This window comes from Sphingobium sp. B2 (assembly GCF_007693735.1).
GTDB lineage: Bacteria > Pseudomonadota > Alphaproteobacteria > Sphingomonadales > Sphingomonadaceae > Sphingobium > Sphingobium xenophagum.
Map to the genome: position 1 here is coordinate 318918 of NZ_VDBZ01000001.1, position 26604 is coordinate 345521.

The following is a 26604-nucleotide window of genomic DNA, read 5'->3' on the forward strand; positions in this document are numbered from 1 at the left end:
TTCGCGGCTCAGAGAATCTGAAGAATGGAATCGATGGTTTCCTTGGCGACCTGCAAGATCTTGGCACTGGCCGAATAGGCCTGCTGGATGCGCAGAAGGTCGGCCGCTTCCATGTCCAGATCGACGCCGCTCACCGCTTCGCGCGCCGCGACCGCCTGGTCGCTGCGGCTTTGCGCAGTGGTGTTTTCCGACTTTGTCGCCGCCAGCAGATTGCCATGGGTGGCGATCAGCGCGGTCCAGGCCTGTTCGACGCTGCCATTGCCACGCAGGGTGGACGTGACGGTCAGCAGGTTGCCGTTCAGCGTGCCGTTCGATGACCGGGTGGCCAGTTCCGCCGGATCGGTGATCAACGCCGCGACACTGGCCGCGCTGCCGCCATAGGATAATAGCGCCGCGCCGGCATTGCCGGCATCGGTGACGCCCTGCGCGTGCCAGGCGTTCATGTCGGTGACGAACTGCCCGGCAATCGTGTCGAGGCTTGCGCGGCGGCCGGTGACGGTACTGGCGGCGGAAAACAGGCCGCCCAGCGCGCCATTGGCTGGCGTGGCGAGCGCCGTGCCGTCGGCCAGCGTCAGGGCCAGCGTGCCGTCGGCATTGCTGTTCGCCACCAGGCTGGCGGCGACATTGCCCTGTACCAGCGTTTGCCCGCCATAGCTGATCTGCGCGCTGTCATGTGCGCCAAAGCTGATCGTGACGTTCAGATTTTCGGTCAGGTCCTGCAAGGCGGCGTCGCGGCTGTCGAGCAACTGCGAATAAGCAGAGGTGCCCGGCTGCGCGCGCAACAGGCTGTTGTTGATGTCGGCCAGCGCTTCGAGCGAACGGTTGACCGTGCTGACCGACGCCTGCGCTTCGGTCGCAATGCCCTCCGACACGGCTTCCAGGTCCGCGGCGGTCTGGTTGAAGGCCTGCGCGACGCGGGAAATGCTGTCCAATGTGGTGACGCGCAGCGATGTGTCGGACGGGCTGGCGGCCAGCTTTTCCATATTCTGGAACATGCCGGTCATCAGCGCGCCGATGCCGGTGCCCGTGTCGTTGAGCGCATTTTCAGCGTCGCTCAGCCAGCGCAGCCGCGCGGTCGAACTGCCCAGCCCCATGCCGGTCAACCGCACCGTGGCGTCCAGATAGGGGTCGGTGCCGCGATTGATGCTCGTCACCTGCGTGCCGCCGAAATTCGCCTTGGACACATACATGGCCATGGTGGATGTGGACGCGCCGGATTCGGCCGTCGTCACGGACCGGCGAGCATAGCCATCGGTGCTGGCATTGGCGATATTCTCGCCAATCGCCGCCATCGCGGTGCGATAGGCGCGGGTGCCCGAAGCGCCGATGATGAACAGGTCGCTCATGGCGCGGTCGTCCCGGCGAGTGCGTCAGGCGCAGGCTTGGCGCCGAACTGCTTGATCAGCAATTGCGCGATGCCCAGGCTGTTGCCGCTCGCCATGGCGTCGGCGGTGCGCGAATCGGCCATCGACTGAAACTGCTCGGTCGCGCTGGAATCGGAAATGCCTTCGGCCAGGCTGGCGGATCGCATCGCGCCGATCATCTGGCGCAGGAAAATCGCCTCGAACTGCTGCGCGGTCTTTTCCAGACTGGCCTTGTTCGCGGGCGTAGCGCCCGACGGGGCGGTCGCGGAGGATGTCGCGCTGATCTGCATCACAATACCACCAGTTCCGCTTTCATTGCGCCCGCCTGCTTGAGCGCTTCCAGGATCGCGACCATGTCGGCAGGAGATGCCCCGATGGCGTTGACCGCCTTGACTATATCGGCCAGCGACGCCCCGCCTTTAAAATTAACCATAGGTTTTTTCTGTTCGTCGATGCTGATGTTGCTCGACTCTTCCTGCGCCGTCTGGCCCCGGCTGAATGGCGCGGGCTGGACGATGCGCGGGCTTTCATTGACGCTGACGGTCAATTTGCCGTGCGCGACGGCGGCGGGATGAATACGCACCGCGCCATTGATGACGACCGTGCCGGTGCGCGCGTTGACGATGACCTTGGCCGGTGCATCGGCGGGCGAAATCTCGATATTTTCGATCATGCCCATCATCAGGATGCGGTCCTCCGCCCCCGGAATGGCGTCGATCGTCACGGATACAGCGTCCATGGCGCGGGCGCGGCGATCGCCAAAGGCGCGGTTGATGCCGTCGGCTACGCGCAGCGCCGTGGTCAGGTCCGCTTCGGCAAGGTTGAAGGTCAGCGTGGGCGCGGTATCGAACCCGGTCGCCACTGCGCGCTCTACCGTCGCGCCGCCGGGGATGCGCCCGGCCGAGGGGATGTTGACCGACACCTGGCTGCCATCGGCGCCGGACACGCCCAGACCGCCGACGGCAAGGTTGCCCTGTGCCATGGCGTAGATTTCATTGTCCGCACCGCGGAGCGGCGTCAGGATCAGCGTGCCGCCGCGCAGCGACTTGGCCTTGCCCAGCGCCGACACGGTGATGTCCAGCCGCTGGCCGGGCTTGGAAAAAGCGGGCAGATCGGCGGTGACCAGCACGGCCGCCGCATTTTTGAGCGCGGGATTGATCCCCTGCGGCAGCGTCAGGCCAAAGCGCGAAACCACGCCCTTCATGCCCTCGGTAGCATATTGCAGGCTGTCGTCGCCCGTGCCTGCCAGCCCGACGACGATGCCATAGCCGGTCAGCTGGTTGGGGCGAACGCCCTGGAACGTGCCCAGATCCTTCACCCGTTCCGCCTGCGCGGGCACGGCGAAGGAGGCTAGCAGCAGGATCAGCGCGAGGAGAATGCGGCTATGCCATCCTCCCCTGGACGGGGAGGGGGACCGCGCCCGCAGGGCGTGGTGGAGGGGTGTCCCGCCAACGATAGGGCGACACCCCTCCGTCTGGCCGTTGGCCAGCCACCTCCCCTTGAAAGGGAGGATGAAGGTCGGGCGCGAGGCTAGGGTCACGAAACGCTCCATCAAAACGGGCTGATCTTTGAAAAGAAACTCTGCAGCCAGCCTTGCTTGCTGGCACGGGCGATCTCGCCCTTGCCGGTGTAGATGATCTTGGCATCGGCCACGCGGGTCGATGCGATGCGGTTGTCCGGGCCGATATCGGCCTGGCGGACGAGACCGCTGATCTGGATGAACTCGTCGCCACGATTGAGCGTCAGCGCCTTTTCACCGCGCACCAGCATGGTGCCATTGGGATATGTCGCCGCGATCGTCACGGTAATCTCGCCCGACAGCGCGTTGGACTGGGTTGCCCCGCCCTTGCCGTTAAAGCCGTTCTGGCCGCCCATGGCGACGTCGCTGGCCGAAAACAGCTTGGACAGCAGGCCGGTCGATGGCGGGGTCAGGCCCAGATTGCCGTCGCGGCTGGTGTCGGCGCTGTTGCTCTTGGTCGCCTGCGTCCGCTCGACCAGCACGATGGTGATGATGTCGCCCACCGCCGTCGCCCGCGCGCCGCTGGTCAGGGGGGTATAGCCCATGGATGCCTGAAAGATCGAACCATTGGATGGCGGCGCGACCGGCTGCGCCACCACGGTCGGCGCATAGAGTGCGCGCTCGGTATCGCGCTTCTTGCCCGCATAAGCAGGGGCGGCGGCGAAAGCGACCAGTGATGTGGCGGTGAAGGCGATGAGGAGGGTGCGCATCAGTCCGATCACATATTCTGGTTGACGTACTGGAGCATCTCGTCCGTCGCCTTGATCATCTTGCTGTTGACCTCATAGGCGCGCTGGGTCTCGATCATGTCGACCAGTTCCTCGACGACATTGACGTTCGACGTTTCGAGGCTACCCGACCGGATCGATCCGCGTCCTTCAAGGCCCGCGACGCCGACCTGCGGCGTACCGCTGGCGGCGCTTTCGACCAGCAGGTTGCCGCCGATCGCGGAAAGCCCCGCTGCATTCATGAAGGTCGCCAGTTCGATCTGGCCAAGCTGGGTCGGCGTCGCTTCACCCTGGAGCGTCGCGGACACGGTGCCGTCATTGCCGACCGTCACTGACGTCGCGCCTTCCGGCACGGTGATTTGCGGGATCAACGGCAGGCCGTCGCTGGTGACGACCGTGCCTTCGGCGGTGACGCTGAAATTGCCTGCGCGGGTATAGGCGATGGAGCCGTCCGGGCGCTGGACCTGAAAGAAGCCGGACCCTTCGATCGCCATGTCGAGCGCATTGCCGGTTTCGGTCAGCGTGCCCTGGGTGTTGATCTTGCTCGTCCCCTGCAACGACACGCCGGAGCCAAGGTTGAGGCCGGTTGCGAACTTGTTTTCGCTGTCCGAATTGGCGCCCGCCGCGATCATCTGCTGATAGGCGAGCGTTTCGAAATCGGCGCGGTCGCGCTTGAATCCGGTGGTGTTGACGTTCGCCAGGTTGTTGGCGATCACGCGCATCTTGGTGTTTTGCGCATCGAGGCCGGTGCGGGCGACATGAAGGGCGGCGTTGCTCATCGTCTCATCTCCGTAAAGCGTCGCAGTGAAGGGACGCCTGATGCCTCAATAAAAGCAAGGTTCGTGCCAGATTAACTATCAAGCCGCATCAGCGATGCGCCGCCATCGTCCAGCTGCTTGGCGGTGTCGATCAGCTTGACCTGCGTTTCAAACGCGCGGCTCGCCTCGATCATCTGGACCAGCGCGCTGGTCGGATTGACGTTCGATCCTTCGATCGATCCGCTGGTGACGGTGGCCAGCGGGTCTTGCGGCAATGCGCCGCCATTGACTTCGCGGAACAGGCCGTCCGTGCCCTTGGCGATGCCGGAACCCGTCGCATTGACGAGCTTGAGCGCATCGATCCGCTGCGGATTGGCCGCGTCGCCACCCTGCGGCACGCCCCAGATACTGCCATCCTGCGCGATCGACACGCTGTCGAGCTGGGGCAAGGTGATGGGCCCGCCTTCACCCAGTACGGGCATGCCGTCGCCGGTGGTCAGCAGGCCGCTGTCACTGATCTTCAGGTCGCCGCGCCGCGTATAGGCTTCGCTGCCGTCGGCGCCCTGAACCGCGAGCAATGCATCACCGTTCAGGGCCACGTCGAGCGCATTGCCCGTCTGGGTGACCGCGCCTTGCGCCATGTCGGCGGCGATCACCTGTTCGGATGCCTGTGCGCGGGTGTCGAACGTATCGCCCTTGATCCAGCGCGTCTCGGCATTGGCGATTTCGGCGCGAAAGCCCACCGTATTGGCGTTCGCGAGATTGTTCGCGATCGACGCCTGCCGGGCCATTGCGCCGCGCATCGCGGTAAGTGCCGTATTGACGAGCCGGTCCATGGAAAATTCCTACGTTCGCTGGAAAGTCGCGCCGGTCCGCACCCTGTAGGCAGAGACCGGCACGGCTCGCTTATCAGGTGCGGATGTTGACGATGGTGGTGGTCAGCGTGTTGGCCGCCTCGATCGCCTTGCTGTTCGCCTGGAAGTTGCGCTGCGCCGCGATCAGCGACACCAGTTCGTCGGTGATGTCGACGTTGGACCGCTCCAGCGACCCGGTGTTGACCGCGCCGAACATGCCTTCATTGGCCAGACCCAGGATCGGGCTGCCGCTGGCGACGGTGGACGACCAGTGCGCATCGCCCTGCTGGCGCAGGCCTTCCAGGCTGTTGAAGGATGCCATGGCGACCTGACCCAGATAGACCGTGCTGCCATCGGCATAGATGGCCGATACCAGCCCGTCCTTGGCCACGCCAACGCTGGTCAGCTGCGCGCCGTCGGGCAGACCCTGATAGGTGGTCGGCACCTGCAGATCGACCAGATCGGCAGGCGTGCTGGCAGACGTGGGAGGCGTGGTCGGAACGCCTGTATCGGGATCGACCGCGAACACCTGCATGCGTGCGCCGGTGGTGTCGACCGCGTAGCGATCGTCATCGACCGAGAAAGCGCCGTTGCGGGTGTAGCTGATCGTGCCGTCTTCGGCCTTGACGGTGAAGAAGCCTTCGCCGGTGATGGCCATGTCCAGCGTCTTGTCGGTGGTTTCGATCGTGCCTTGGGTAAATTGCTGGGTGATGCCCTGCACGCGCACGCCCTGGCCAGCGACCTGATGCGTGGTCTGCATCGGCGCGGCGGCGAAAATGTCGCCGAACTGCGCCTTGCTCTTCTTGAAGGCCGTTGAATTGACGTTGGCGACGTTGTTGGAAATGGCCGACAGATCGGCCTGCGCGCCCTTGAGGCCGGACAGGGAAACATAGAAGGACATGGCGTAACTCCCTAGGTGAACGGTAAATGGGGGTGAAATGAAGGGGTGAAAGCGACTAAATTAGCTGAGGCTGATGGCGTCCGACGGGCTGTAGGTGCCAAGCGCGGTGATGAGTTTGGATGCGGAGCCGTCCGCCGGAGACTGGACGGCGGCGATCGTCGCCCAGGTCGCGACCTTGCTGGGGGTCGCGCCCCTGACCTTGACCTGAAGCGCGGCGTTGCTGACGGTTGCGCCGGTGTCGTCCTTGCCATCCCAATAGAAGCTGACATCGCCTGCGGGCCGTGCGCCCAGATCGATCGACTTGACGACATTGCCATTGCCATCGACCAGATCGACCGATGCGCCATCGACTGCGGCAGGCAGGGTGATCTGGCCAGCATAGATGCCGCTTGTGTCAGGCGCTGCGATATTGCTCTGCACCAGCATGGATTTGCCGATCCAGCTCGCCGCATCGCCCAGGCGCGTGCCCGACAGCTGTTCCTTGATCGACGCCAGAATGGCGTTCATTTCGGCAATGCCGCTCGACTTGGTGATGGTCGCCATCAGCGACACCATTTCGGCGTTGTTGACCGGCTCGAACGGGTCCCTGTCTCTTATACACATCTGCCGATCCAGCTCGCCGCATCGCCCAGGCGCGTGCCCGACAGCTGTTCCTTGATCGACGCCAGATTGGCGTTCATTTCGGCAATGCCGCTCGAATTGGTGATGGTCGCCATCTGCGACACCATTTCGGCGTTGTTGACCGGCTCGAACGGGTCCTGTGTCTGCATCTGCGCGGTGAGCAGGCGCAGGAAATCCCCCTGACCCATTTCGGATTTGCCGGTGCCGACCTTGGCAGTCGGATTATAGACCGAAAGCCCGGCGCTGTCGGTGACGGTAGAGGTCGTCATTTGCCGATCCTTATGGTTTCGAGCATCAGGGACTTGGCGGTGTTGAGCACCTGCACATTGTTCTGGTACATGCGCGCCGTCTCGATCATGTCGATCATCTCGGCATTGCTATCGACCGCCGCTTCCCACACATCGCCATTGGCATCGGCCAGCGGGTGATTGGGATCGTGCCGTTTGGTCGGCTGCGCGTCGGTTGTGACCACCTTGTCGACCTTGACCGTCGACACGCCTGGGCTGTCGGTGACTGACTGGAAAACCGGCTTGATCGCGCGATAGGCTTCGGCGGCGCTGCCGGTGACATTGCCCGCGTTCGCCATGTTGGAAGCCGTCGCGTTCAGACGCACCAGCTGCGCGCTCATGGCGCGACCGGCAATGTCAAAAACATTCATGGGGCCAGAGCCGCTCATGCTCATTCTCCCTTCAGTGCGCGGTTGATGGTGTTGATGCGGCCCTCAAGGAAGGAGAGCGTCGTGCGATATTTGACGGCATTTTCCGCAAACAGCGTCTGTTCGGTGCTCAGTTCCACCGTATTGCCGTCCAGGCTGGGTTGCAGCGGGACGCGATAGCCCATGGCATCGTCGACGGCCTTGGACACGTCAGCCGCGCCGCCGCTTGCCTGCGTCGTCGCCTGCTTCAGCGCGGCGTCGAAATCGATGTCGCGCGCCTTGTAGCCGGGGGTGGAGGCATTGGCGATGTTGGACGCGAGCAGGGACAGACGCTGCGAACGAAGCGCCAGCGCCTTTCCATGGATCCCGAACAGACTTTCTTCCACCGACATGCCTATTGCCCTTTGCCAGGCCTAAAAGTTGGTCGACCGCTGCCGTTCTTATGCCTGATGGCGTTCGATACGGGCGATCCAGCCTGATATTCGCAAGAGCCGTGCCAATTTGCGCAGGTGACGCAGGGGTAGGGCGAAAATCCCCGGAATACGGGGCTTTGGCGGATAGGGGCGGCAAGGGCGGCAAGAAATTGCCGGTCGGCGGCACTGCCTTGCCGCTGTCCGGTGACGGCCAAAATGGGGACGAATTTGCATGATCGCGATGATGGGCCATCTGTTCGACCCGCTGACATTATTGGCCATGGTCGCGGGCATAATATTGGTCGCGCTGTTCCAGAACGGGGTCGCGGCGCTTGGCCGGGCGATCGCGGCGCTCGTGCCGCTGGTCACTGCCGATCCGACGCGGGATCGTGATGCGGCGCGCGTCGCCATGCTCAAGATCGATCAGGTGGCGCAGCTGCGCGGCCTGTCCTGCACTGACCGGGTCAAGACCGCCAATCCCTTCCTGACCGAAGCCGCCCGCAGGCTCGCCAACAGCGATCGCGCCGACCTGTTCGAACTATGGGCGGCGCAAGCGCTGGCCGACCGGGCGCAGCGCCATGCCGGCGCGCGCAATGTATGGCTGTCGATTGCTGATGCCGCGCCCGCGCTGGGCATGGCCGGGACGATCATCGGCCTTATTGGCATGTTCGCGGCGATGGATGATCCCGCCGCTCTCGGTCCCGCCATGGCGCTGGCGCTGCTCACCACCTTTTATGGCGTCGTCATCGCCAATATGATCGCAGCGCCCATTGCCGCGCGCCTGGCCGACCTGTCCGAACGCGAACTGGCCTGGCAGCAGGAGGTCGTCGCCCGGATGCTGGGCATCGCGCGGCGCGAAAATGCCCCGCTGCGCCGGGCGTCGATCCGCGAAGTCGCATGAGCGCGTCCACCACCGTCGCCGCGCGGCGCAACCGCTGGGCGGTCAGCTTCGCCGATCTTTTGCTTCTGCTCCTGGCCTTCTTCGTCCTGTTGCAGGCCAGCGGATCGCGCCGCGACGCCATGCTGGGGCAGGTCGCGCAGCAATTTGGCGGCCGCGTCATGCGGCCGGGCGTGGAGATTCGCGCAGTCGAACTGTTCGTGCCGGGTGAAGCCATGCTCACCGATCAGGGCCGCGCCCGCCTGTCCGTCATTGCCCGCCAATATGCCGGGCAAGCCGGTGGCGTGGAAATTCGCAGCCATGGCAGCGACCGCGCGCGACAGCGCTTCGACGACTGGGATCTTGCGGCCGCCCGTCTCGGCGCAGTCGCCCGCGCGCTCAAGCTGGACGGCATATCGCAGGATCGGCTGCGGATTCGCGGCCTCGATCAGGCCGATGGCAGGGGCGGGCAGGGGCAGGTGATCCGCATCGCACCGGGCGCCAAGACCGAATAACAGCCCAAACTGGCACTGATATTGCTGAATTCCCCGGAAAGACCCTCCGTCTTTTCAGGAGACAGAATGTGTTTCGAGCCAAGCCAATCCTTCTTGCCGCCATTGCCCTTGTAGCCGCGCAACCCGCGCTGGCGCAGCAGAAGTTCGAGAAGCTGGACCGGATCGACAGTCTGGTGGCGATGACCGTAGGCGCCAATCTGGGTGAACCGGGCGGCCCCGTCGCGCCGGTCGACCGCCGCTTGAAGCTTGCCGCTTGCCCAACCACCCCTGCGGTCGATGGCCCCATGTTCGGCGCTGCGATCGTCAAATGCGACGCGCTGGGCTGGCGCATTCGCGTGCCGCTGGTTGCGGGAGCATCCGCCACCACGTCGGGCGCTGTGCCGCGCACCGCTGCCGCCAACCGTTTCACCCCCGCTGCCCGCCCGGCCCCGGCGGAACATGTCGTCAAGCGCGGCGATCCGGTGCAGTTGATGGCCGGCAACGCCGCCTTCAGCGTCTCTCGCGTGATGATCGCGGATGAAGACGGCGCGGTCGGCGAAACCATCCGGGTGCGCGAGGACAAGAAGTCCGCACCGATTTTTGCGCAAGTCGTGGAAATGGGACTTGTGCGTATTCCTGGATTTAAGGATTTCTGAACCTGTCCGTTATAGGTGTAAGGGACGAGTGAAGGATTAGACCCATGATTAAGTCCGTCGGCCAAAGCATCAGCGCCGCCATAGAGGCGAACCGCCTGCGTGAGGGGGGCAAGACGCGCGCGTCGTCGGCCACCGGCTCGACCACCGCTTCATCGTCGGCATCGTCGGCCAGCCCAGCTTCGCGCATGGCGGCGGAAGGCGCGCCGATCGACATGGATCGTGTCGCCGCCATCAAGGCCGCGATCGCGTCGGGCAACTACCCCGTCAACCCATCGGCCATTGCCGAGCGCATGGTCGCGCTTGACCTGCCGGTCGCTGGTTAAGGGACCGGGCAGATGTCGCTTGGCCTTGCTGCGCTGGACGATCTGTTCGAAGCGTTCGAGGATCTGCGCGACGTGCTGGACGGCAATGATGCCGCGGCGATCGAGGTCGCCAGCAACCGGGTAAGCCACAGCGCCGCCGCCATCCGCGCCATCGGCGCATGGCGTTCCGAACCCCAGACCGTTGCGCGGCTGAGCGCGATGCTCCCTTTGATCGACAGCGCGCGGATACGGGTCAATCTGCTCGCCGATCATGCGAATCAGCGGCTGGCGATGCTCGCTGCCCATGGCGCGCGCAACGCCCCGCTGACCTACAGCCGCTAAAAAGGGCGACCAAACGCCAAGACGAAAAAACGGCGCCCATCGGCGCCGTTTTTCGTTTTTGGCGGATGTTCGCGCCATCAAAATCCTCCCCTGCAAGCGGAGGGGGACCGGCGCAGCCGGTGGAGGGGTGTCGCCCTATCGATGCCGCGCACCTGCTCCGTCTGCGTAACCGCAATCGCAGAAAAGCAAATAGTTGCGCCGGCATTAACCAAATCTTGGCATAAGCCTTGCTCTAATGCTCCCCAGAACCAAGTGGGGAACATGGACCAATGTCGGCTTTTGCAGACATTACAGCGACGGGGACATCGACAGGCAATCGCGTCACGAACGCGATCGCCATGGCGAGCCGCCGTACGGGCGTGGATTTCGCCTATCTGCTGGGTCAGGCCAAAATCGAATCCAGCATGAACCCCACCGCGCGCGCGACGACATCGTCCGCAACGGGCCTTTACCAGTTCATCGACCAGAGCTGGCTGGCGGTCATCGACCAGCATGGCAGCCAATATGGCCTCGGCTGGGCGGCCGACGCGATCAGCCAGGGCAGCAATGGCCGCTATTATGTGTCGGACCCGGAATTGCGCCAGCAGATACTCGACCTGCGCAAGCATCCTGAAACCGCGTCGGTGATGGCGGCGGAACATGCCGCCGACAACAAGGCTTTTCTGGAAAAGCGCCTTGGCCGGGAGGCCGAGCCGGTCGATCTCTATCTTGCCCATTTCCTGGGGGTAGGCGGCGCGAGCAAATTCCTGTCGGTCCATGACCGCGCGCCCGATGCCACGGCAGCCTCGCTCTTCCCGTCGGCGGCGCGCGCCAACCGTTCGATCTTCTACGATCGCGCCGGCCATCCTCGCAGCTTCGCCGACATTCGCGATCGCTTCGCCTCCAAATTGCAGAAGGGCGTCGATAGCCTGGGCGGTCCCGTCCAATATGCCGACGCTTCGCTGCCCGGCGGCGCAAAGACGGTGCAGCCCGCCGACTATGTGCGGATCGAAACCCAGCGCCTTGAACAGCAAATCGATGTCGGCATCCGGCCCCAGCCGCAAACCGCACGTCTCGCCTATCTCATGCTTGCCACCCTCGGAAGGTAACGGCTCCTCATGTCTCCCAACCAAATCAAAGCGAAGATCTGGATGAGCGCCGCCAAGGGGGCGGTGCTGCCCTTCGCGACGCTGATGGTCGTGCTGTTCATGATGGTGCCGGTCCCGGCGATCATGCTCGACATCGGGTTCATCACCAACATCATGATCTCGCTCGCCGTGCTGATGGTGGCGCTCAACGCCGCCAAGCCGCTCGATTTTTCGGCCTTCCCGACCGTGCTGCTGTTCGCGACGCTGCTGCGCCTCGCGCTCAACGTCGCGTCCACCCGCGTCGTGCTGGTGCAGGGGCATGAAGGGTCCGATTCGGCGGGACAGGTGATCGAGGCGTTCGGCCATTTCCTGATCGGCGGCGACTATGTCGTCGGCATCTTCGTGTTCGCCATCCTGATGATCATCAACCTGGTGGTCATCACCAAGGGCGCGGGGCGCGTGTCGGAAGTCAGCGCCCGCTTCACCCTGGACGCCTTGCCCGGCAAGCAGATGGCGATCGACGCCGATCTGAACGCGGGCCTCATGACCCCCGAAGAAGCCAAGCTGCGCCGCGCGGAAGTCGCGACCGAAGCGGATTTCTACGGCTCGATGGACGGTGCCAGCAAATTCGTGAAGGGTGACGCGGTCGCGGGCATCCTGATCCTGGTGATCAACATTATCGGCGGCATCATATTGGGTGTCGTCAGCCACGGCCTGACTATGGGGCAGGCGGCGGAAACCTATATTCTTCTGGCCATCGGCGATGCGCTGGTCGCGCAGATCCCTGCCTTGCTGCTGTCGATCGCGGCAGCCTCCATCGTCACCCGCGTCAAGAGCGAGGACGACCTGTCTGGCCAGATCGCCAACCAGTTCGGCTCCGGCCGCGCCTGGGTGCCGGTCGCGGCGATCCTGACATTTCTGGGCATGCTGCCCGGCATGCCGCACATGATCATCCTGCCGGCTGCCGCCGTTTCCTGGCTGATCGCCTGGAACCTGCGCAAGGCCAGCCAGAAAAAGGCGGCCGAACCTGAACCCGCGCCGCCGCCCGTCAACCCTGCGCTGATCGAATGGGGCGATGTGTCGGACGGCGCGCTGCTCGGCCTGGAAATCGGCTATGGGCTCATCAGCCTGGTCGACGAACGCAAGGGCGCGCCGCTGATGGCGCGGATCACCGGCATTCGTCGCCAATTGTCCAAGGAATTGGGCTTTGTCGTGCCGATGGTTCGGGTGAAGGACAATCTGGCGCTCGAACCCAATCAATATCGCATCACCATCGCGGGTGTCGTGGTCGGCGAGGATGAAATCTGGCCGGACGACCTGCTGGCGCTGGACAGCGGCGCGCTGGAAGGCACGGTCGCAGGGCGCGCGGCGAAAGACCCGACCTTCGGCCTCGACGCGGTCTGGATTCCGCAGGCCAAGCGCAGCGAGGCGGTAGTCGCGGGCTATACGGTGGTCGATCCGCCGACGGTCGTGGCGACGCATCTCAACCAGCTGATCGCCATGAACGCGGCGGAAATGTTTGGCCTCGATGAAGCGCGCAAGCTGCTCGACAATCTGAAGGATGTGGCGCCCCAGCTGGTCGATGGCCTGACGCCCGCGACGCTCAGCCTTACGCAGATCAGCGCGCTCTGCCGCGCCCTCCTGTCCGAAGGCATCGCGCTCAAGGATTTCCGCCGCATCTGCGAAGCGATGGTCGACGCCGCCCGCCCGGACATGAGCCACGAGCAACTGGTCGAAGCGGTCCGCCAGCGCATCGGCGCGCTGATCATCCAGGGGCTTGTTCCGGTCAAGATGCCGCTGCCGGTCATCACGCTCGACGGCGATCTCGAAGCCTTGCTGGCGCAGGCCATGCGCGTGGCGGGCGATGCGCGCCACCCGATCGAACCCGCGCTCGCCAACCGGATCGTCGAAGCCGTGGTGCAGGCCGCGCGGCCCCTGCTGGGGCAGGCACGCAATTTCGCCATCGTCACCTCGCCGGTCGCGCGCCGGGCGATGGCGCGGCTGTTCAAGCCGCATCTGCCCGAAACGCCCGTGCTGTCCTTCCTGGAAATACCGGACGGCAAGGGTGTGGAGGTGGCCGCCGTCGTCGGTGGCGAACAACGTCCCACGCCGCGCCACGATCCAGCGCCCCGTCATGATCCCATGATGCAGCGCGAACGGGTCGCTTGAGGAGAGGCTGACCGATGTACATGAACAAGATCACGTCCGGCGCCCACACTTATGGCAGGCCGGGGGACAACAGCCCGGAACGGCTGGCGCGCCAATATATGCCGCTGGTCCGCAAGATCGCCTGGCACGTCCATGGCCGCGTTTCCACCGCGATCGAGGTGGAGGATCTGCTTCAGATCGGCATGGTCGCGCTGGTCGAAGCCGCCAATGGTTTTGAGGATCGCGGGCTGGGTTTTGCCGCCTATGCGCAACTGCGCGTGCGTGGCGCGATGATCGACCATTTGCGGCGGCAGGCGACGATCTGCCGGTCCGCCATGGCCAGGCGCAAGGATCTGGCCAAGGTGCGCAATCGGCTGGAACAGAAGCTGGGGCGCCTCCCGACCGAAGCGGAAATGTCCGCCGACATGGGGCTGGAACCGGCCGCCTATCGCGAAATCGCCGACAGCGTGGAAATGGTCCAGCACACAAGCATGGACGAAGTCTATTCCGACCAGTCGATGTGGTTCGCCGATGTGGAGGATCGCGCCGACGACATATTGGAACGCGAATCGCTCAAGGCTGCGATCGCCCGCGGCATCGGCGAATTGCCGGAGCGCGAGGCGCTGGTGCTGCAACTCTATTTTGTCGAGGAACTCAATCTGGAGGAGATCGGCCACACGCTCGACATTGGCGCGGCGCGGGTTTGCCAGATCAAGAAAGCCGCGCTCGACCGCCTGCGCGAAAAACTGCGCGACTGGGACTGAGCACACACAATCTCCGTTCGCCCTGAGCGAAGTCGAAGGGTTGTCCTTCTTGCGAAGAAGAACAAGGCTTCGACAAGCTTAGCCCGAACGGTTCTGGCCGTAGCCTGCCTCACTCGTCATTCGCGGCAAACGGCCCCATCCGCCGCTCGTCGCCATTTGGCCAGCGAAAGCGCAGCGGGCGATAGCTTTGCGTGCGCCACCATGGATCGGCGACCACGAACAGGCCGCCTTGCTCGGCTCTCCGCCCCAGATCCTTGCGCGCGGTCAGCGCCGCCAGCACGGGGGCCAGCAACAATCCCGCCACCACCGGGCTGATCCAGCCCAGCCCACCGGCCTGCACGGCCATGGCGGTCAGCCCGATCCCCAGCAGAATATGCCATTTGAACAGCCAGATCGCATCGAGCGCGCCCATGCCGTCACGGTCGCGGGTCTGCCCGTTCCAGCTGCTCTTGCGTCCCATCAATATGCCGAAAAGATTGATCGTCTGCGTGAGCATGGCCACCGGCGCCATCAGGATGGATAGCACGATATCGGCCATCACCCCGCGCGTCATCCGCGCCGCGCCGCCAAAGCCGATCCGCCGCGCCGGGTCGATCATCGCCCAGATCATCGCCAGCAGCTTGGGTCCAAACAGCAATGTCGCCGTCACTGCCAGCAGCCCGCCAGACGGCAGCACCGCGCTCGGCGGCCACACACCCGCCAGCGCGCCGCCCAGCACCACCAGCATCAGCGCCAGCCACAGCGGCGACGTGCAATAGGCCGACGCGCCGACCAGCAACTGGAAACGGCTGACCGGATGCAGCCCGGCAATCTTCATGAATAGCGGCACATGCTGGATATTGCCCTGGCACCAGCGCCGGTCGCGCGTGAACAGGTCGGGCATGGCGGGCGGAAATTCCTCGAAACTGTCGTCCGCGTTCACCATGTGCACGTCCCAGCCGCGCCGCCGCAGCAGCGCCGCCTCGATCATGTCGTGGCTCATGATATGCCCGCCAAAGGGCGCGCGGCCCGGCAGTTCCGGCAGGCCGCAGCTCTGCGCGAACGCCTTGACCCGCACGATGGCGTTATGGCCCCAGAACATGCCTTCGGACCCGGCCCACCAGATCATGCCCGCCGCTGAAATCGGCCCGAACAGCCGACTGGCAAATTGCTGCCAGCGCGCAAACAGCGTCGCGGCGCCGACGACGGTGGGGACGGTCTGGATCAGCCCGACCTGCGGATGCCGTTCCATGTCGGCGGCCAGCCGCGCCATCGTCTGACCGCTCATCACGCTGTCCGCGTCCAGCACGACCATATAGTCATAGCCGCCGCCAAACCGCTCCACCCACTCGGCGATATTGCCCGGCTTGCGCCCGATATTCAGCGCCCGGCGGCGATAATGGACGGGGCGGGAAAAGGATTCGCGCAATTCCAGATAGGCGCGACGCTCGACCTCGCCATTTTCGGGGTTGGAATCGGACAGGATGAAAAATTCGAACCGTTCACCCCCCATCACCTGCGCCAGTGATCGCTCCATGATCGACAGGCGACCCAGCACGCCCAGAAAATCCTCGTTACAGACCGGCAGCAGGATCGCGGTCTTTCCCGCCAGCGCGGTGGCGGATGTCAGTGCATGCGGCGTCACGGCGCGCCCCTTGCCCACGGTCAGCAGCAGGAAGCCGATTGACGCGGTGGCGAAACCGAAAGCGATCCAGGCGAAAAGCGGGATGAACAGCGCCAGATAGACGCCCTCCCAGGCCGAAATCCCGTCCAGCCCGATCGACCGGCGCATTTCATGCGCGGCCATGGCGGCGGGCAGCAATGCCAGCAGAACGACCAGCAGGCGGCGCGCCCACAGATCGATATTGAACCGCCGCCGCGCGATCATCGGCGGACGACCGGCAAAATCCTGCACCGGCATAGCGATCGGCGTTTCCGCCGGCACCTGCTCAAATGCCCTTGGCATGGGCTTTTCTCCGGTGACGGCATCCGCCGTCAGCACGCCTCCCGTCACTTGCGTTCCAGACCTGATTAGCTTTGACCCAAAGGACAGAACCGCTCGTTACGCTGGCGGTTCCCTTCATCCTGTGATTGGATAATGCACATATTCGCTCAAAACGCGACCTGCACTCCGCAATTGCAGCCGAACTTCGGACTGGATGCCCGCATTGGCCGCCAGATCGATGACCGCGCGGTACAGGCCCGGCTGCCCCAGCACGGGATACCCCGCCGCCTTGATCAGCCTGCCCCCGGTCACGTCCGTCCACACATCCGGCCGCACGCCATCCGGCACATCGGCAAAATCGACCACCAGTCGCTGCGCGTCGGGCTGGTCGCCACGCCCGCGCCAGACATTGGCGACTCTTGCCAGCGCGGTTCCGGCCGGATTTTGCGCCGCCGACCAGTCCAGCCGGTAGGCCAGGTCGATCCGCCGCCCTGGCACCGGCGCCGCATCGGGCGTCCAATAGGCCGCGACATTATCGGTATATTCGCTGTCCGTCGGAAAGCTGTAGAGCCGCACCTGTCCCGCGCCCAGCGGCCGGGCAGGGGTCGCCCAAAGCGAGGGGCGACGGTCGTAAAAGACGCCATCATCCTGATAATGGGCAAAATCGCGGTCCCGCTGGAGCAGGCCAAAGCCCTTCGGATCGCGCTCGGCAAAGGCGCTGATCTGCGGCATGGCGGGATTGACGAGCGGCCGGGCATGGACGCTGCCATCGCCACTGGCGATCGACAGCATGTCGCTGTCATGGATTTCCGGTCGCCAGTCGGTTCCCTGCCGGCGGTTGGCCTGATCATACCAGAACATGCTGGTCATCGGCATCAGCCCCAGTTCGGGGATCGCGCGACGGGGGAACAGCGCGGCGGTCACATCCTGCCGCACGCCGTCCTTGCCCAGGCTGCTGACGAACCGGAACGCGCCGGTGATCGACGCGCCATCCAGCAGCGCGTGGATGGTGACGCTGCTGTCGCCCGTCCGCTCCAGCCAGAAATGGGTGAAGCGCGGAAATTCCTCCTTCCCCTGCAGGCTGGTATTGATCGCGATCGCGCGGGCCGACAGGCCGAACTGCTTTTGCGGGCTGGGCGCGCGGAAATAGCTGGCCCCCAGAAAGGACAGCCAGTCGCCGTCGCGCGCGGCGTTCATGATGCGGAACCCGGCAAAGCCCGCGTCGGGGGGCAGTTTCTTGACCGGATTGCTGTCCGGCGCATCGAACATGGCCGGATCATAGCGCAGCGGCGTCGCGCGCCCCTTGTCGACCAGCGCGATCTGCACCGGCTGCGCCGCCGTCCGGCTGAGCGGGAACAGGCGGACGCCGGTATCGCCGGGCAAATCGCCCCAGATGGTGCGATCCTCTGCAAAGCGCGCCTGATGCAGCGCGTCATAGTCGATCGCCTGCGCACCGGGATAGAGCGGTGTTTCGGCAAATGGCGCACGGGCCAGCCGCTGCGCTCGCGCAATCAGCCGGTCCCAGGAAAATGGCTCGCTGGCGGCCTGCGCCATCAGCCTGTGGGGAAGGATCAGCGCAGCGCTGGTGGCGGCGATCATCGCGCGCCGGTTGATATGGGTCATGGCTTTCATCATGGAAGGCATAACCGCCAAAGCCAAGGGCGTATCCTTATATCCCTATGCGATGGACATGCCGCCGCACCGGCCCGCTCCCCCACCCGGCCATCCAACGTCAGTATCCTATGGGTGGCCGGGTGGGGGAGCGGGCCGGTGCGGCCTCACAAAATGCGCCCTTTCGCGCATTTTCAGGAACGCGACGAAACCCCCGCCCGGGGGGACGAGGGTTTCGCATATGCTGGTCGTTAGATCGAAGTTGTGACCCCCGGCACGGTGGGGACTGTTGATGTGCCGGGGGCTACTTGGCGTGGCTGTCCGGTGACCAGGACCTCAGCCGACCAATTCGGTTGGCCTGATTTAGCCGATCAGCTTCAGCACGCCCTGCTGGCTCTGGTTGGCCTGTGCCAGCATCGCGGTCGACGCCTGGCTCAGGATCTGCGACTTGGCGAGAGCGGTCGTTTCGGCCGAGAAGTCGGCGTCCTCGATGCGGCTGCGGGCGTCGGTCAGGTTGGTGACGTTGGCGGTCAGGTTGTTGACCGTCGATTCCAGGCGGTTCTGCGCGGCACCCAGCTTGGCCTGGGCGGTCGATACGGCCGACAGGGCCGTGTCATAAAGCGCCAGGGTCGCCGTGGTGGCGGTGCCGGCGCTGACCGTGGCGGCCGCCGCGCCGACGACCGGCGAAAGGTCGATGCCACCCAGCGAAAGCGAGACAGTGTCGTTCGCGGTCGCACCGGCCTGGATCGAAACCGTCGCAGCGGTGGTCGGGAACAGCGAGATGCCGTTGAACTTGGAATTGGTCATCGTGGTGCTGATCTGGGTGGACAGCTGGTCCAGTTCCGACGTGATGTTCGCCTTGGCGTTGGTGTCGTTGGTGCCGTTCAGCGCCTGAACGGTCAGTTCACGCATACGCTGCAGCATGTTGGTGACTTCGCCGAGCGAACCTTCAGCGGTCTGGGCCAGGCTGATGCCGTCATTGGCGTTGCGGATGCCCTGGGTCATGCCGCGGATCTGCGAGGTCATGGTCGAAGCGATCGCCAGGCCAGCGGCGTCGTCCTTCGCGCTGTTGATGCGCTTGCCGGTCGACAGGCGTTCCATCGCGGTGCTCAGGCCCTTGCTGGCCATCGAGGAAGCGTTGGCGGAGCGCAGAGCGGCGGTGTTGGTTCCGATAACAGTCATGGTGTTTCCCTTTCCGTGTCAATCAGGTCGCTGCCATCCGTTAGAGCGCTTGCGGCCTCGAAAGGGGATAACGGCGGGGTGCGGCGGGCTTTTAGGGGCGCTGTCGAATTTTCTGCATTTTTCGTGTTTTGCCCGTCGCTTACCGGCCCTCCACGCGCGCGCGTTATATATTAAGTCGGTTTGGGCCGTTGCCGTGGCGGAAAATAATTGCCGCCATGCGGCAAGTCCTGCCGGCAATTAACCAATTGCTAACCACGGTAGCGCACATTGGGACCATCGAAGAAGGCCAGGGCGTACGGGGGTACAAGCTGGCCAGCCATTTGGGGACCAACTAATGTCATCGCTCGATATGAGCCGAGGCGTCTGTGCGCTCGTTCCAGGGTTGCAGCACTGGCTGGAAAATGCCCTGTTCGCTGTCCGGGTCGTCGATGCCGCCGCACCGCGCGAACGCGATAGCCGCCGCGTGCTGCTGGCGACCGAAATCGGCCACGCGACGCACCGCGATATATTGATCTCGCTTGTCGACGGCGCGCCTTCGCTGGTCGCTGCCGCCAACGGCCTGCCCGCCCGTGTCGCCTTCGGGCTGGAAGATATGGGCTTCGCCTTCGCCCTGATCGCCGAACTGGCCCGTCCCGCGGCTGTTCCTGCGGTGGGCGACAGCGCCAGCGCGCGCCTCATGACGCTTGCCGGTCGTGTCGCGCGCAGCGAAGCCACCGTTCTCATTCAGGGCGACACCGGCACCGGGAAGGAAGGCATGGCGCGCTTCCTCCACGCCCAGTCGGGCCGCACGTCGGGCGATTTCATCGCCGTCAATTGCGCCGCGCTGCCGGAAACCATGATGGAAGCGATGCTGTTTGGCCATCGCAAGGGCAGCTTCACCGGCGCGGCCAATGCGTCCGAAGGGCTGTTCCTGGCGGCGGACGGCGGCACGCTGTTCCTCGACGAACTCGCCGAACTGCCGATCGCACTTCAGGCCAAGCTGCTGCGCGCCTTGCAGGAAGGCGAAGTCCTGCCCGTCGGCGCGACCCACGCCGTCCCGGTCCTGTCTCTTATACACATCTAGATGTGTATAAGAGACAGGACCGGGACGGCGTGGGTCTGTCTCTTATACACATCTAGATGTGTATAAGAGACAGACCCACGCCGTCCCGGTCAATGTCCGCGTCATCGCCGCCTGCAACCGCGATCTGGCGGCCGAATGCGCCGCCGGACGGTTCCGCGAGGATCTCTACTGGCGCTTGAATGTCATGCCGCTCGACCTGCGCCCGCTGGCCGAACGCCCCGGCGACATCGCCGCCATTGCCGCCGCCATGCTGCTGCGCTTTTCGGACATGGCCAAGGAAGGCTTTGTCTGGCCGACCGCCGCTGCGCTCGACAAGCTGGCCGCCCATGCCTGGCCGGGCAATGCCCGCGAACTGGGCAACGTCCTTCAGCGCGCCCTGGTGCTGCGCGATGGCGATCGGATCGACGCGCACGACCTGCATCTGGCGAGCGCGCCCCGGCCCCAGGGCCTGCATATCGTCTCGCCCGAACCGGCCGAACCCGTCCGCTTGCGCGACGTTGCCCATCACAGCAAGCTGGAAGCGGTCCGCACCGCGCTGCGCGAAACCGACGGCCACCGCGCCGCCGCCGCGCGCAAGCTCGGCATTTCCGAACGCACGCTGCGCTATCGGCTTGCCGAAATGCGCGATCTGGCTGCGGCTTGAAGGGAGGATAGGGCATGACCGGCATTTCTCCGACAGACAATGTGATGGCGATCCGCAACGCCATCCTGCAAAAAAACGCCGCGCTGCGCGACGTCGCCGCGACCGGATCGGTCGGCGGCGCGAACGCCACACCCGGCACCGCGCCCGGCGGCTTTACCGAAGCGCTCAACAGCGCGCTGCAACAGGTCAATGGCCTGCAAGGCAAGGCCGGTGAGGCCGCCGCCGCGTTCGAGCGGGGCGAAACCACCGACATCGCCGCCGTCATGCTGGCCAAGCAGCAGGCGTCGGTCAGCTTCGAAGCGACCCTTCAAGTCCGCAACAAACTTCTGTCCGCTTACAAGGACATCATGAGCATGCCGGTCTAAATCATGAGCGAGAACGCACTCACCATCGATGGCGGCGCTGCCGCCCGGCCCGCCCTCCCGGCGACCGCTTCGTCCGGCTTCGGCTCGGCCAAGGGGGTCGACGCGCTGCGCGCGCGGCTCACCGGCTTCATGAAACAGCCAGCGGTAGCCAAGAGCCTGCCGCTGCTTGGCCTGCTCGGCGTCCTTGCCGTCGCCGGCCTCGCCTGGATGGCGCTGCGCGAACCGCCGCAGCGTGATCTGTTCCGCGGCCTGCCCGACGGTGACAAGTCCGCCGTGGCGCAGGTTCTCGACCAGAACGGCATTCCCTACGACTTCGACAATAACGGCGCGATGACCGTGGGCGAGGGCGATTATTTCAAGGCGAAGATGATGCTCGCCGCGCAGGGCCTGCCCAAGAGCGCGCCCGACGGCAACAGCATGATCGACAGCCTGCCCATGGGCGCCAGCCGCGCGGTCGAGGGCGAAAAGCTCCGTTCTGCCCGCGAAATGGATCTGGCCCGCACCATCGAGGCGATCGACAGCGTCGAAAGCGCCAAGGTCCACCTCGCCGTCGAACCGCCCAGCGTATTCCTGCGCGACCGGGCCAAGCCGTCCGCCTCGGTCATGCTGCGCCTTGCCAATGGCCGCACGCTCACCGATGCGCAGGTCAGCGCGATCGTTCACCTCGTGGCATCGTCCATTCCCGAACTTTCGCCCGACCAGATTTCACTGGTCGACCAGAATGGCCGCCTGCTCAGCAAGAATGACAGCGACTCCGGCGACGATCGCCAGCTCGCGATCCAGAGCCGGATCGAGGACCGCTATCGCCAGTCGGTCGTCGCGCTGCTCACCCCGATCCTGGGGGCCAATAATTTCTCGACCGAAGTCCATGCCGAACTCAATTTCGCCGAGCGGCAGGCGACCCGTGAAACCTATCCGCAGGACGAAGCCCGGCTGCGCACCGAACAGGGCACCTGGGCCTCCGACCCGCGTGGTCAGGGCGCGGGCGAAGCATCGGGCATCCCCGGCGCGCTCAGCAATCAGGCGCCCGTCAACCCGACCGTGACCCAGACCAATCCCAATGGTCAGGCCGTGCAGCAGGGGCAGACCGCCGCGCAGACGCCCGGCACTCCGCCCAATCCGCTGATGAAGACCGAGGAAACCTTCAACCGCAGCTTTGAACTGGGCCGTGAAGTGTCCGTTACCAAGGATGCGGTCGGCACCGTCAAGCGCCTGTCGGTCGCCGTGGCGCTCGACAATGCACCCGATGGCAAGGCGCGCACGCCGCAGGAAATCGCTGCTCTCGAAGCCTTGGTAAAGGGTGCGATCGGCTTCGACCAGGCCCGTGGCGACGTGGTCGCGCTCTCCTCGCGCAGCTTCCTCAAGACGCCGGAAGAACAGCCCCTCTGGTATGAGGCGGATTGGGTCTCGCCCCTCATCCGCAACGTCTCGGCCCTGCTGGTCGCGCTGCTCGTCATCTTCGGCATCGGCCGCCCGCTGCTCAAGCGCCGCGCCGCGGCACAGGAAGCGATCGCCGCCGACACGGCCCAGAATGGCCAGCGCATCGGCCGCGAAATTTCCGGCGAGCTGACCCGGCAGGCGGTCGAGGCGCCCGATCCGGCCCGTCCGATCACGCTCGATATGATTTCCTCCACCTATGACTATGCCCAGCGCGCCGACCTCATTCGCAACTTTGTGAAGCAGGACCCCGACCGTGCCGCCCTGGTCGTCCGCGACCTCCTGAAGGAGGGGAAGAAGGAAAATGCCTGAGATCGTTCCCGGTCGGCCAGAGGCGCTCAAGGGCAGCGCCGCCGCCGCCGTCCTGCTGATGCTGTTCGATGAGGATGAGGCCGCGCAGATCCTGGCGCGCCTGGAGCCTGAAGAAGTGCGCCAGCTGGGCTATGCCATGTATGACGTCGCCGATGTCGATCCTGAAGAGGTGAACGAGGCGCTCGATCATTTCGTGACCAAGGCGAAGAAGCGCACCACCATCGGCTATGGTGCGACCCGCCATATTCGCGGCGCGATGACCAAGGCATTGGGCGAGGAGCGGGCCGAAACCATCCTCGCGCGCATCACCCCGCCGACCCGCTCCACCCAGCTTGAAATGCTCAAATGGATGGACGCCAAGGAAATCGCCGCGCGTATCGAGGCGGAGCATCCGCAGATCATGGCCTGTCTCTTATACACATCTAGATGTGTATAAGAGACAGGCTCCACCCAGCTTGAAATGCTCAAATGGATGGACGCCAAGGAAATCGCCGCGCGTATCGAGGCGGAGCATCCGCAGATCATGGCGATCGTGCTGGCCCATCTCGAAGCGCCTATTGCCGCCGACGTGCTGCAATTGCTGCCGGTCGAATATCAGGAAGAGATTGTCTACCGCATCGCCACGCTCGGCCCGGTGTCGAACGAGGCGCTCGATGATCTGGAACAGCTGCTGCTGCGCGGCCCGGCCAAGAAGCAGGGCGCGGCATCGCAGCGCGGCGGCACGATCGAGGCGGCTGCGATCATGAACAATGTCCGCAAGGACAATGAGCAGCGGATCATGAAGGCGGTGGCCAAGCGCGACAAGATGATCGCCCAGACCATCGAGGAAGAGATGTTCGTGTTCGATAACCTTATCGACATGGACGACAAGAATCTCGGCACGCTGATGCGCACCGTCGACAGCGCCGTGCTGGTTGTGGCGCTCAAGGGCGTCAACGACCTGCTCAAGGCCAAGATCTTTGGCTGCATGTCGGCCCGCGCGGCGCAATCGATCGCCGACGAGATCGAGGAACGTGGCCCGATCCGCCTTGCCGAAGTGATCGACGCGCAAAAACTCATCATCGCCACCGCGCGCCGCATGGCCGACGCGGGCACCATCATGCTGGGTGGCAAGGGGAATGACTTTGTCTGAAGCATTTTCAAGTCGGCCCTTTGCCGACGGCTCGGAACATGCGGCAACCAGGATTCTGGAGCCGCGCCGCGCCAGCGGAAGCGGCTCCAGAATCTGGGGCGCAGAGGCAGTGCAGGATGTCGCGCCAGTGTCTATGGCAGGCGTGCGCCAGGTCGAAAGCGGCGGCTTTCGCAGCCTCTATACCTCGGTCCCCGGTCAGCATACCGCCATGATGCGCCATGGCGTCATCGAAATGGAGCCGGAGGCCGATCCGCTGGAGGAGGCCCGGCTGGAAGCCTTCACCATGGGTTTCGACGAAGGCTGTCGCGTCACCGCCCAGACCCATGCCGATGCGTCTGAGGCGCATGAACGGCTGACGCAGGCGCTCGAAATGCTCAGCCCCGCGCCCAGCGGCATGTTATCCACCATGCTCTCGGCCACGGTCGTGCGGCTGGTCGAACAGATTGTCGGCGAAGTGGAGATCGACATCGAACGGCTGGTGCAGCGCTGCGATACCGTTGCCGCCTTTATCGAGGATAATCAGGGCAAGAGCGCCCTTCACCTGCATCCCGACGACATCGCCCTGCTCGAAGGCGAATCGATCGGCGTGTCGCTGGTTCCCGACAAGGCATTGCACCGCGGCTGCGTCCGGCTCGAAACCGCCGACGGCTGGGTGGAGGATGGCCCGGACGTTCGCCTGTCCCGCCTGCGCGCGCTGATGGACGATATGGAGGGCAAGTCATGATCCGCGCCGCGCTGGCGCAGGCCGAAACCCTGTTCGATCATCTTCAGGTCCAGAATCGCACGCCCCGCCGCGTGGGCCGTCTGGTCAGCCATGACGCGGGCATGCTCGAAGTCACCGGCTTTCGCCGTCCGATCGGCTCCGGCGCGCGCGTCATGGCCAGCGATGGATCGATCTGCCGCGCCGAAGTCGTCGGCTTTCGCGGCGATCGCACATTGCTGGTGCCGCTCGACGCCGACGCGCCGCTGGAAAACGGCATCCGGGTCGAACCCGATAGCCAGGCCAATATGGTGCAGGTCGGGGAAGGGCTGATCGGTCGCGTGGTCGACGCCATGGGCCAGCCGCTCGACCGCAAGGGGCCGATCATCGCGGGCGGCGTCTGGCCGCTGAACGGGGTCAAGGGCAATGTTCTGGATCGTGGCCGCGTCACTGAACCGTTCGACCTTGGCGTCCGCGCCGTCAATGCCCTGCTGACCGCCGGGCGCGGCCAGCGCATCGCCATCATCGCCGGGTCGGGCGTCGGCAAATCGGTGCTCATGGGCCAGATGATTGCCGGGGCCGAAGCCGATGTGGTCGTTGTCGGTCTGATCGGCGAACGGGGCCGCGAAGTCAGCGATTTTCTCGAAACCAAATTGAAGCACATGATGCACAAGAGCATCGTCGTTGCTGTTCCTGCCGATCATCCCCCGGTGCTGCGCCTGCGCGCCGCTGCGCGCGCCACTGCCATCGCCGAATATTTCCGCGCCCGTGGCAAGAAGGTGCTGCTGCTGATCGACAGCCTGACCCGCTGCGCCCACGCCCAGCGCGAAATCGGCCTTGCCCTTGGCGAACCCCCCGCGATGAAGGGCTATCCGCCCTCCGCGCTCGCGCTCATCCCCCGTCTGGTCGAACGGGCAGGGGTGGATTCCCGCACCGGCGGGTCGATCACCGCGCTCTACACCGTGCTGGCCGATGGCGATGATACCGACGATCCGATCGTCGACGCCGCTCGCGCCATTGTGGACGGCCATTTCGTCCTGTCGCGCCATCTGTCCGAACAGGCGATCTTCCCGGCCATCGACATTGGCAAGTCCCTGTCGCGCGTCATGGCCGACGTGGTGCCTGACGACCATCGCATGGCCGCCGCCAATTATCGCCGCCTGTGGGCCGCTTATGAGGAAAATCGCGATCTCATCCTGATGGGCGCCTATCGCCCCGGCAATGATCCGGTGATCGACGAAGCGGTCCAGCGCCGTCAGGAAATTCTCGACTTCATCCGGCAGGACCAGAAGAGCCGTATCGATCTCGATACCAGCGCCAACGCGCTCGTCGCGAGCTTTAGCGCATGAAGGGGCTTGTTTCCCGCCGCCAGCGCGTGCTGCGCGTACGCCACGTCCAGCATGCCATGGCCGTCGCGGAAACCGCCCGCGCGCGTGACGAAGCGGACGGGCTCGCCCGCAATATCGAGCGCCTCAACAAGGTGCGCGGCGAATTGTTCGAGACCGAAGGAGCGGCGACCGGCGCGTCCTTCGCCGCGATGCAGGAACTGGCCACCCGGCTGGAACAGGCCGGGCGACAGCTGGACGGCGCCCTTTATGACGCCCGGCGCAAGGTGGAGGCCAAGGAAGGCATGACTCTTGCAGCGAACCGCGAGAAGGAAATCGCCACCCGCCTCAAGGACCGCGCCCGCGCGACCTTGGAGGAATGGCGCGAAAACAAGCTGGCGGCACTGCCGAGCTATCGCCGGATGCAGCGAAACGGGGAAGTCTGAC

Annotated in this window: 26 protein-coding genes and 4 pseudogenes; 16 read left to right on the top strand and 14 right to left on the bottom strand. The window is 64.8% G+C overall.

Annotation, left to right across the window (positions count from 1 at the left end; all coding sequences use genetic code 11):
- Positions 1–8: 8 nt before the first annotated feature.
- The 11 genes and pseudogenes from flgK to flgB form a co-directional block, all read right to left on the bottom strand.
- Positions 9–1346: a flagellar hook-associated protein FlgK gene (flgK, locus tag FE851_RS01590; RefSeq protein ID WP_145199265.1), complete on the bottom strand. Its 1338-nt coding sequence runs from the start codon at positions 1344–1346 to the stop codon at positions 9–11.
- Positions 1343–1654 (bottom strand): rod-binding protein, encoded by a 312-nt coding sequence (locus FE851_RS01595; protein ID WP_145204006.1) that lies wholly within the window; start codon positions 1652–1654, stop codon positions 1343–1345. The genes flgK and FE851_RS01595 overlap by 4 nt, the downstream gene beginning before the upstream one ends.
- A complete protein-coding gene (locus tag FE851_RS01600) occupies positions 1654–2742 on the bottom strand; it encodes a flagellar basal body P-ring protein FlgI (RefSeq protein ID WP_107124472.1) in 1089 nt (362 codons plus the stop codon). The genes FE851_RS01595 and FE851_RS01600 overlap by 1 nt, the downstream gene beginning before the upstream one ends.
- A gap of 173 nt (positions 2743–2915) precedes the next feature.
- Positions 2916–3593 (bottom strand): flagellar basal body L-ring protein FlgH, encoded by a 678-nt coding sequence (locus FE851_RS01605; protein ID WP_130753661.1) that lies wholly within the window; start codon positions 3591–3593, stop codon positions 2916–2918.
- A gap of 8 nt (positions 3594–3601) precedes the next feature.
- Positions 3602–4390: a flagellar basal-body rod protein FlgG gene (flgG, locus tag FE851_RS01610; protein WP_017182998.1), complete on the bottom strand. Its 789-nt coding sequence runs from the start codon at positions 4388–4390 to the stop codon at positions 3602–3604.
- Positions 4391–4461: 71 nt separating this feature from the next.
- Positions 4462–5205 (bottom strand): flagellar basal body rod protein FlgF, encoded by a 744-nt coding sequence (locus tag FE851_RS01615; protein WP_017182999.1) that lies wholly within the window; start codon positions 5203–5205, stop codon positions 4462–4464.
- Positions 5206–5278: 73 nt separating this feature from the next.
- Entirely contained in the window at positions 5279–6124 is an 846-nt protein-coding gene (locus FE851_RS01620) for a flagellar hook-basal body complex protein (RefSeq protein ID WP_145199268.1), read from the bottom strand.
- A 60-nt stretch (positions 6125–6184) separates the two neighbouring features.
- The gene (locus FE851_RS01625; RefSeq protein WP_145199271.1) at positions 6185–6727 is read right to left on the bottom strand and encodes a flagellar hook assembly protein FlgD; all 543 of its coding nucleotides are present in this window, start codon (positions 6725–6727) and stop codon (positions 6185–6187) included.
- Positions 6727–7014 (bottom strand): annotated as a pseudogene (locus FE851_RS01630) (flagellar hook assembly protein FlgD); the annotation flags it as partial. The pseudogene FE851_RS01630 and the gene FE851_RS01625, both read right to left, overlap by 1 nt.
- Entirely contained in the window at positions 7011–7421 is a 411-nt protein-coding gene (gene flgC, locus FE851_RS01635) for a flagellar basal body rod protein FlgC (protein ID WP_026002365.1), read from the bottom strand. The gene flgC and the pseudogene FE851_RS01630, both read right to left, overlap by 4 nt.
- 2 nt (positions 7422–7423) lie before the next feature.
- Positions 7424–7792, bottom strand: a complete 369-nt coding sequence (flgB, locus tag FE851_RS01640) for a flagellar basal body rod protein FlgB (protein ID WP_017183003.1) — start codon at positions 7790–7792, stop codon at positions 7424–7426.
- A 253-nt stretch (positions 7793–8045) separates the two neighbouring features.
- Here flgB and FE851_RS01645 point away from each other — a divergent pair, with 253 nt between their 5' ends.
- From FE851_RS01645 to FE851_RS01680, 8 genes are all read left to right on the top strand, one after another.
- Positions 8046–8714 (top strand): MotA/TolQ/ExbB proton channel family protein, encoded by a 669-nt coding sequence (locus FE851_RS01645; RefSeq protein ID WP_145199273.1) that lies wholly within the window; start codon positions 8046–8048, stop codon positions 8712–8714.
- Positions 8711–9205 (top strand): flagellar motor protein MotB, encoded by a 495-nt coding sequence (locus FE851_RS01650; RefSeq protein ID WP_130753655.1) that lies wholly within the window; start codon positions 8711–8713, stop codon positions 9203–9205. The genes FE851_RS01645 and FE851_RS01650 overlap by 4 nt, the downstream gene beginning before the upstream one ends.
- Before the next feature lie 68 nt (positions 9206–9273).
- Positions 9274–9840 carry a flagella basal body P-ring formation protein FlgA gene (locus FE851_RS01655; RefSeq protein ID WP_145199275.1) on the top strand — a complete coding sequence of 189 codons (567 nt, stop codon included), beginning with the start codon at positions 9274–9276 and terminating at the stop codon, positions 9838–9840.
- A gap of 44 nt (positions 9841–9884) precedes the next feature.
- Positions 9885–10163, top strand: coding sequence for a flagellar biosynthesis anti-sigma factor FlgM (flgM, locus tag FE851_RS01660; protein ID WP_017183008.1), 279 nt, complete (start codon positions 9885–9887; stop codon positions 10161–10163).
- A 12-nt stretch (positions 10164–10175) separates the two neighbouring features.
- Positions 10176–10484 carry a hypothetical protein gene (locus FE851_RS01665; protein ID WP_145199278.1) on the top strand — a complete coding sequence of 103 codons (309 nt, stop codon included), beginning with the start codon at positions 10176–10178 and terminating at the stop codon, positions 10482–10484.
- Positions 10485–10753: 269 nt separating this feature from the next.
- Positions 10754–11572 (top strand): hypothetical protein, encoded by an 819-nt coding sequence (locus tag FE851_RS01670; protein WP_019053021.1) that lies wholly within the window; start codon positions 10754–10756, stop codon positions 11570–11572.
- 9 nt (positions 11573–11581) lie between these two features.
- On the top strand, positions 11582–13720 hold the full coding sequence (flhA, locus tag FE851_RS01675) for a flagellar biosynthesis protein FlhA (RefSeq protein ID WP_145199281.1): 2139 nt from the start codon (positions 11582–11584) through the stop codon (positions 13718–13720).
- 14 nt (positions 13721–13734) lie between these two features.
- Positions 13735–14463, top strand: a complete 729-nt coding sequence (locus tag FE851_RS01680) for a sigma-70 family RNA polymerase sigma factor (RefSeq protein ID WP_145199284.1) — start codon at positions 13735–13737, stop codon at positions 14461–14463.
- Positions 14464–14572: 109 nt separating this feature from the next.
- Here the strand turns inward: FE851_RS01680 and mdoH are convergent, their stop codons facing one another.
- The 3 genes from mdoH to FE851_RS01695 all read right to left on the bottom strand — a co-directional run bounded on the left by mdoH (position 14573) and on the right by FE851_RS01695 (position 19180).
- Entirely contained in the window at positions 14573–16408 is a 1836-nt protein-coding gene (gene mdoH / locus FE851_RS01685) for a glucans biosynthesis glucosyltransferase MdoH (RefSeq protein WP_145199287.1), read from the bottom strand.
- A gap of 114 nt (positions 16409–16522) precedes the next feature.
- On the bottom strand, positions 16523–18010 hold the full coding sequence (locus FE851_RS01690) for a glucan biosynthesis protein (RefSeq protein ID WP_145199290.1): 1488 nt from the start codon (positions 18008–18010) through the stop codon (positions 16523–16525).
- A 351-nt stretch (positions 18011–18361) separates the two neighbouring features.
- Entirely contained in the window at positions 18362–19180 is an 819-nt protein-coding gene (locus FE851_RS01695; RefSeq protein WP_017182887.1) for a flagellin, read from the bottom strand.
- Between the two features lie 334 nt (positions 19181–19514).
- Between FE851_RS01695 and FE851_RS01700 the strand changes: the two are divergent.
- The 8 genes and pseudogenes from FE851_RS01700 to FE851_RS01735 form a co-directional block, all read left to right on the top strand.
- A pseudogene (locus FE851_RS01700) lies at positions 19515–20214 on the top strand (sigma 54-interacting transcriptional regulator); the annotation flags it as partial.
- A gap of 111 nt (positions 20215–20325) precedes the next feature.
- A pseudogene (locus tag FE851_RS01705) lies at positions 20326–20886 on the top strand (helix-turn-helix domain-containing protein); the annotation flags it as partial.
- Between the two features lie 14 nt (positions 20887–20900).
- Positions 20901–21251 carry a flagellar hook-basal body complex protein FliE gene (gene fliE / locus FE851_RS01710; RefSeq protein ID WP_145199293.1) on the top strand — a complete coding sequence of 117 codons (351 nt, stop codon included), beginning with the start codon at positions 20901–20903 and terminating at the stop codon, positions 21249–21251.
- A 3-nt stretch (positions 21252–21254) separates the two neighbouring features.
- The gene (gene fliF / locus FE851_RS01715; protein WP_145199296.1) at positions 21255–23000 is read left to right on the top strand and encodes a flagellar basal-body MS-ring/collar protein FliF; all 1746 of its coding nucleotides are present in this window, start codon (positions 21255–21257) and stop codon (positions 22998–23000) included.
- Positions 22993–24132 (top strand): annotated as a pseudogene (locus FE851_RS01720) (flagellar motor switch protein FliG). The gene fliF and the pseudogene FE851_RS01720 overlap by 8 nt, the downstream one beginning before the upstream one ends.
- Positions 24133–24265: 133 nt before the next feature.
- A complete protein-coding gene (locus FE851_RS01725; protein ID WP_186378844.1) occupies positions 24266–24856 on the top strand; it encodes a FliH/SctL family protein in 591 nt (196 codons plus the stop codon).
- Positions 24853–26181 carry a FliI/YscN family ATPase gene (locus FE851_RS01730; protein ID WP_019053011.1) on the top strand — a complete coding sequence of 443 codons (1329 nt, stop codon included), beginning with the start codon at positions 24853–24855 and terminating at the stop codon, positions 26179–26181. Before FE851_RS01725 ends, FE851_RS01730 begins: the two co-directional genes overlap by 4 nt.
- Positions 26178–26603, top strand: coding sequence for a hypothetical protein (locus tag FE851_RS01735; RefSeq protein WP_107124421.1), 426 nt, complete (start codon positions 26178–26180; stop codon positions 26601–26603). Before FE851_RS01730 ends, FE851_RS01735 begins: the two co-directional genes overlap by 4 nt.
- Position 26604 lies beyond the last annotated feature (1 nt).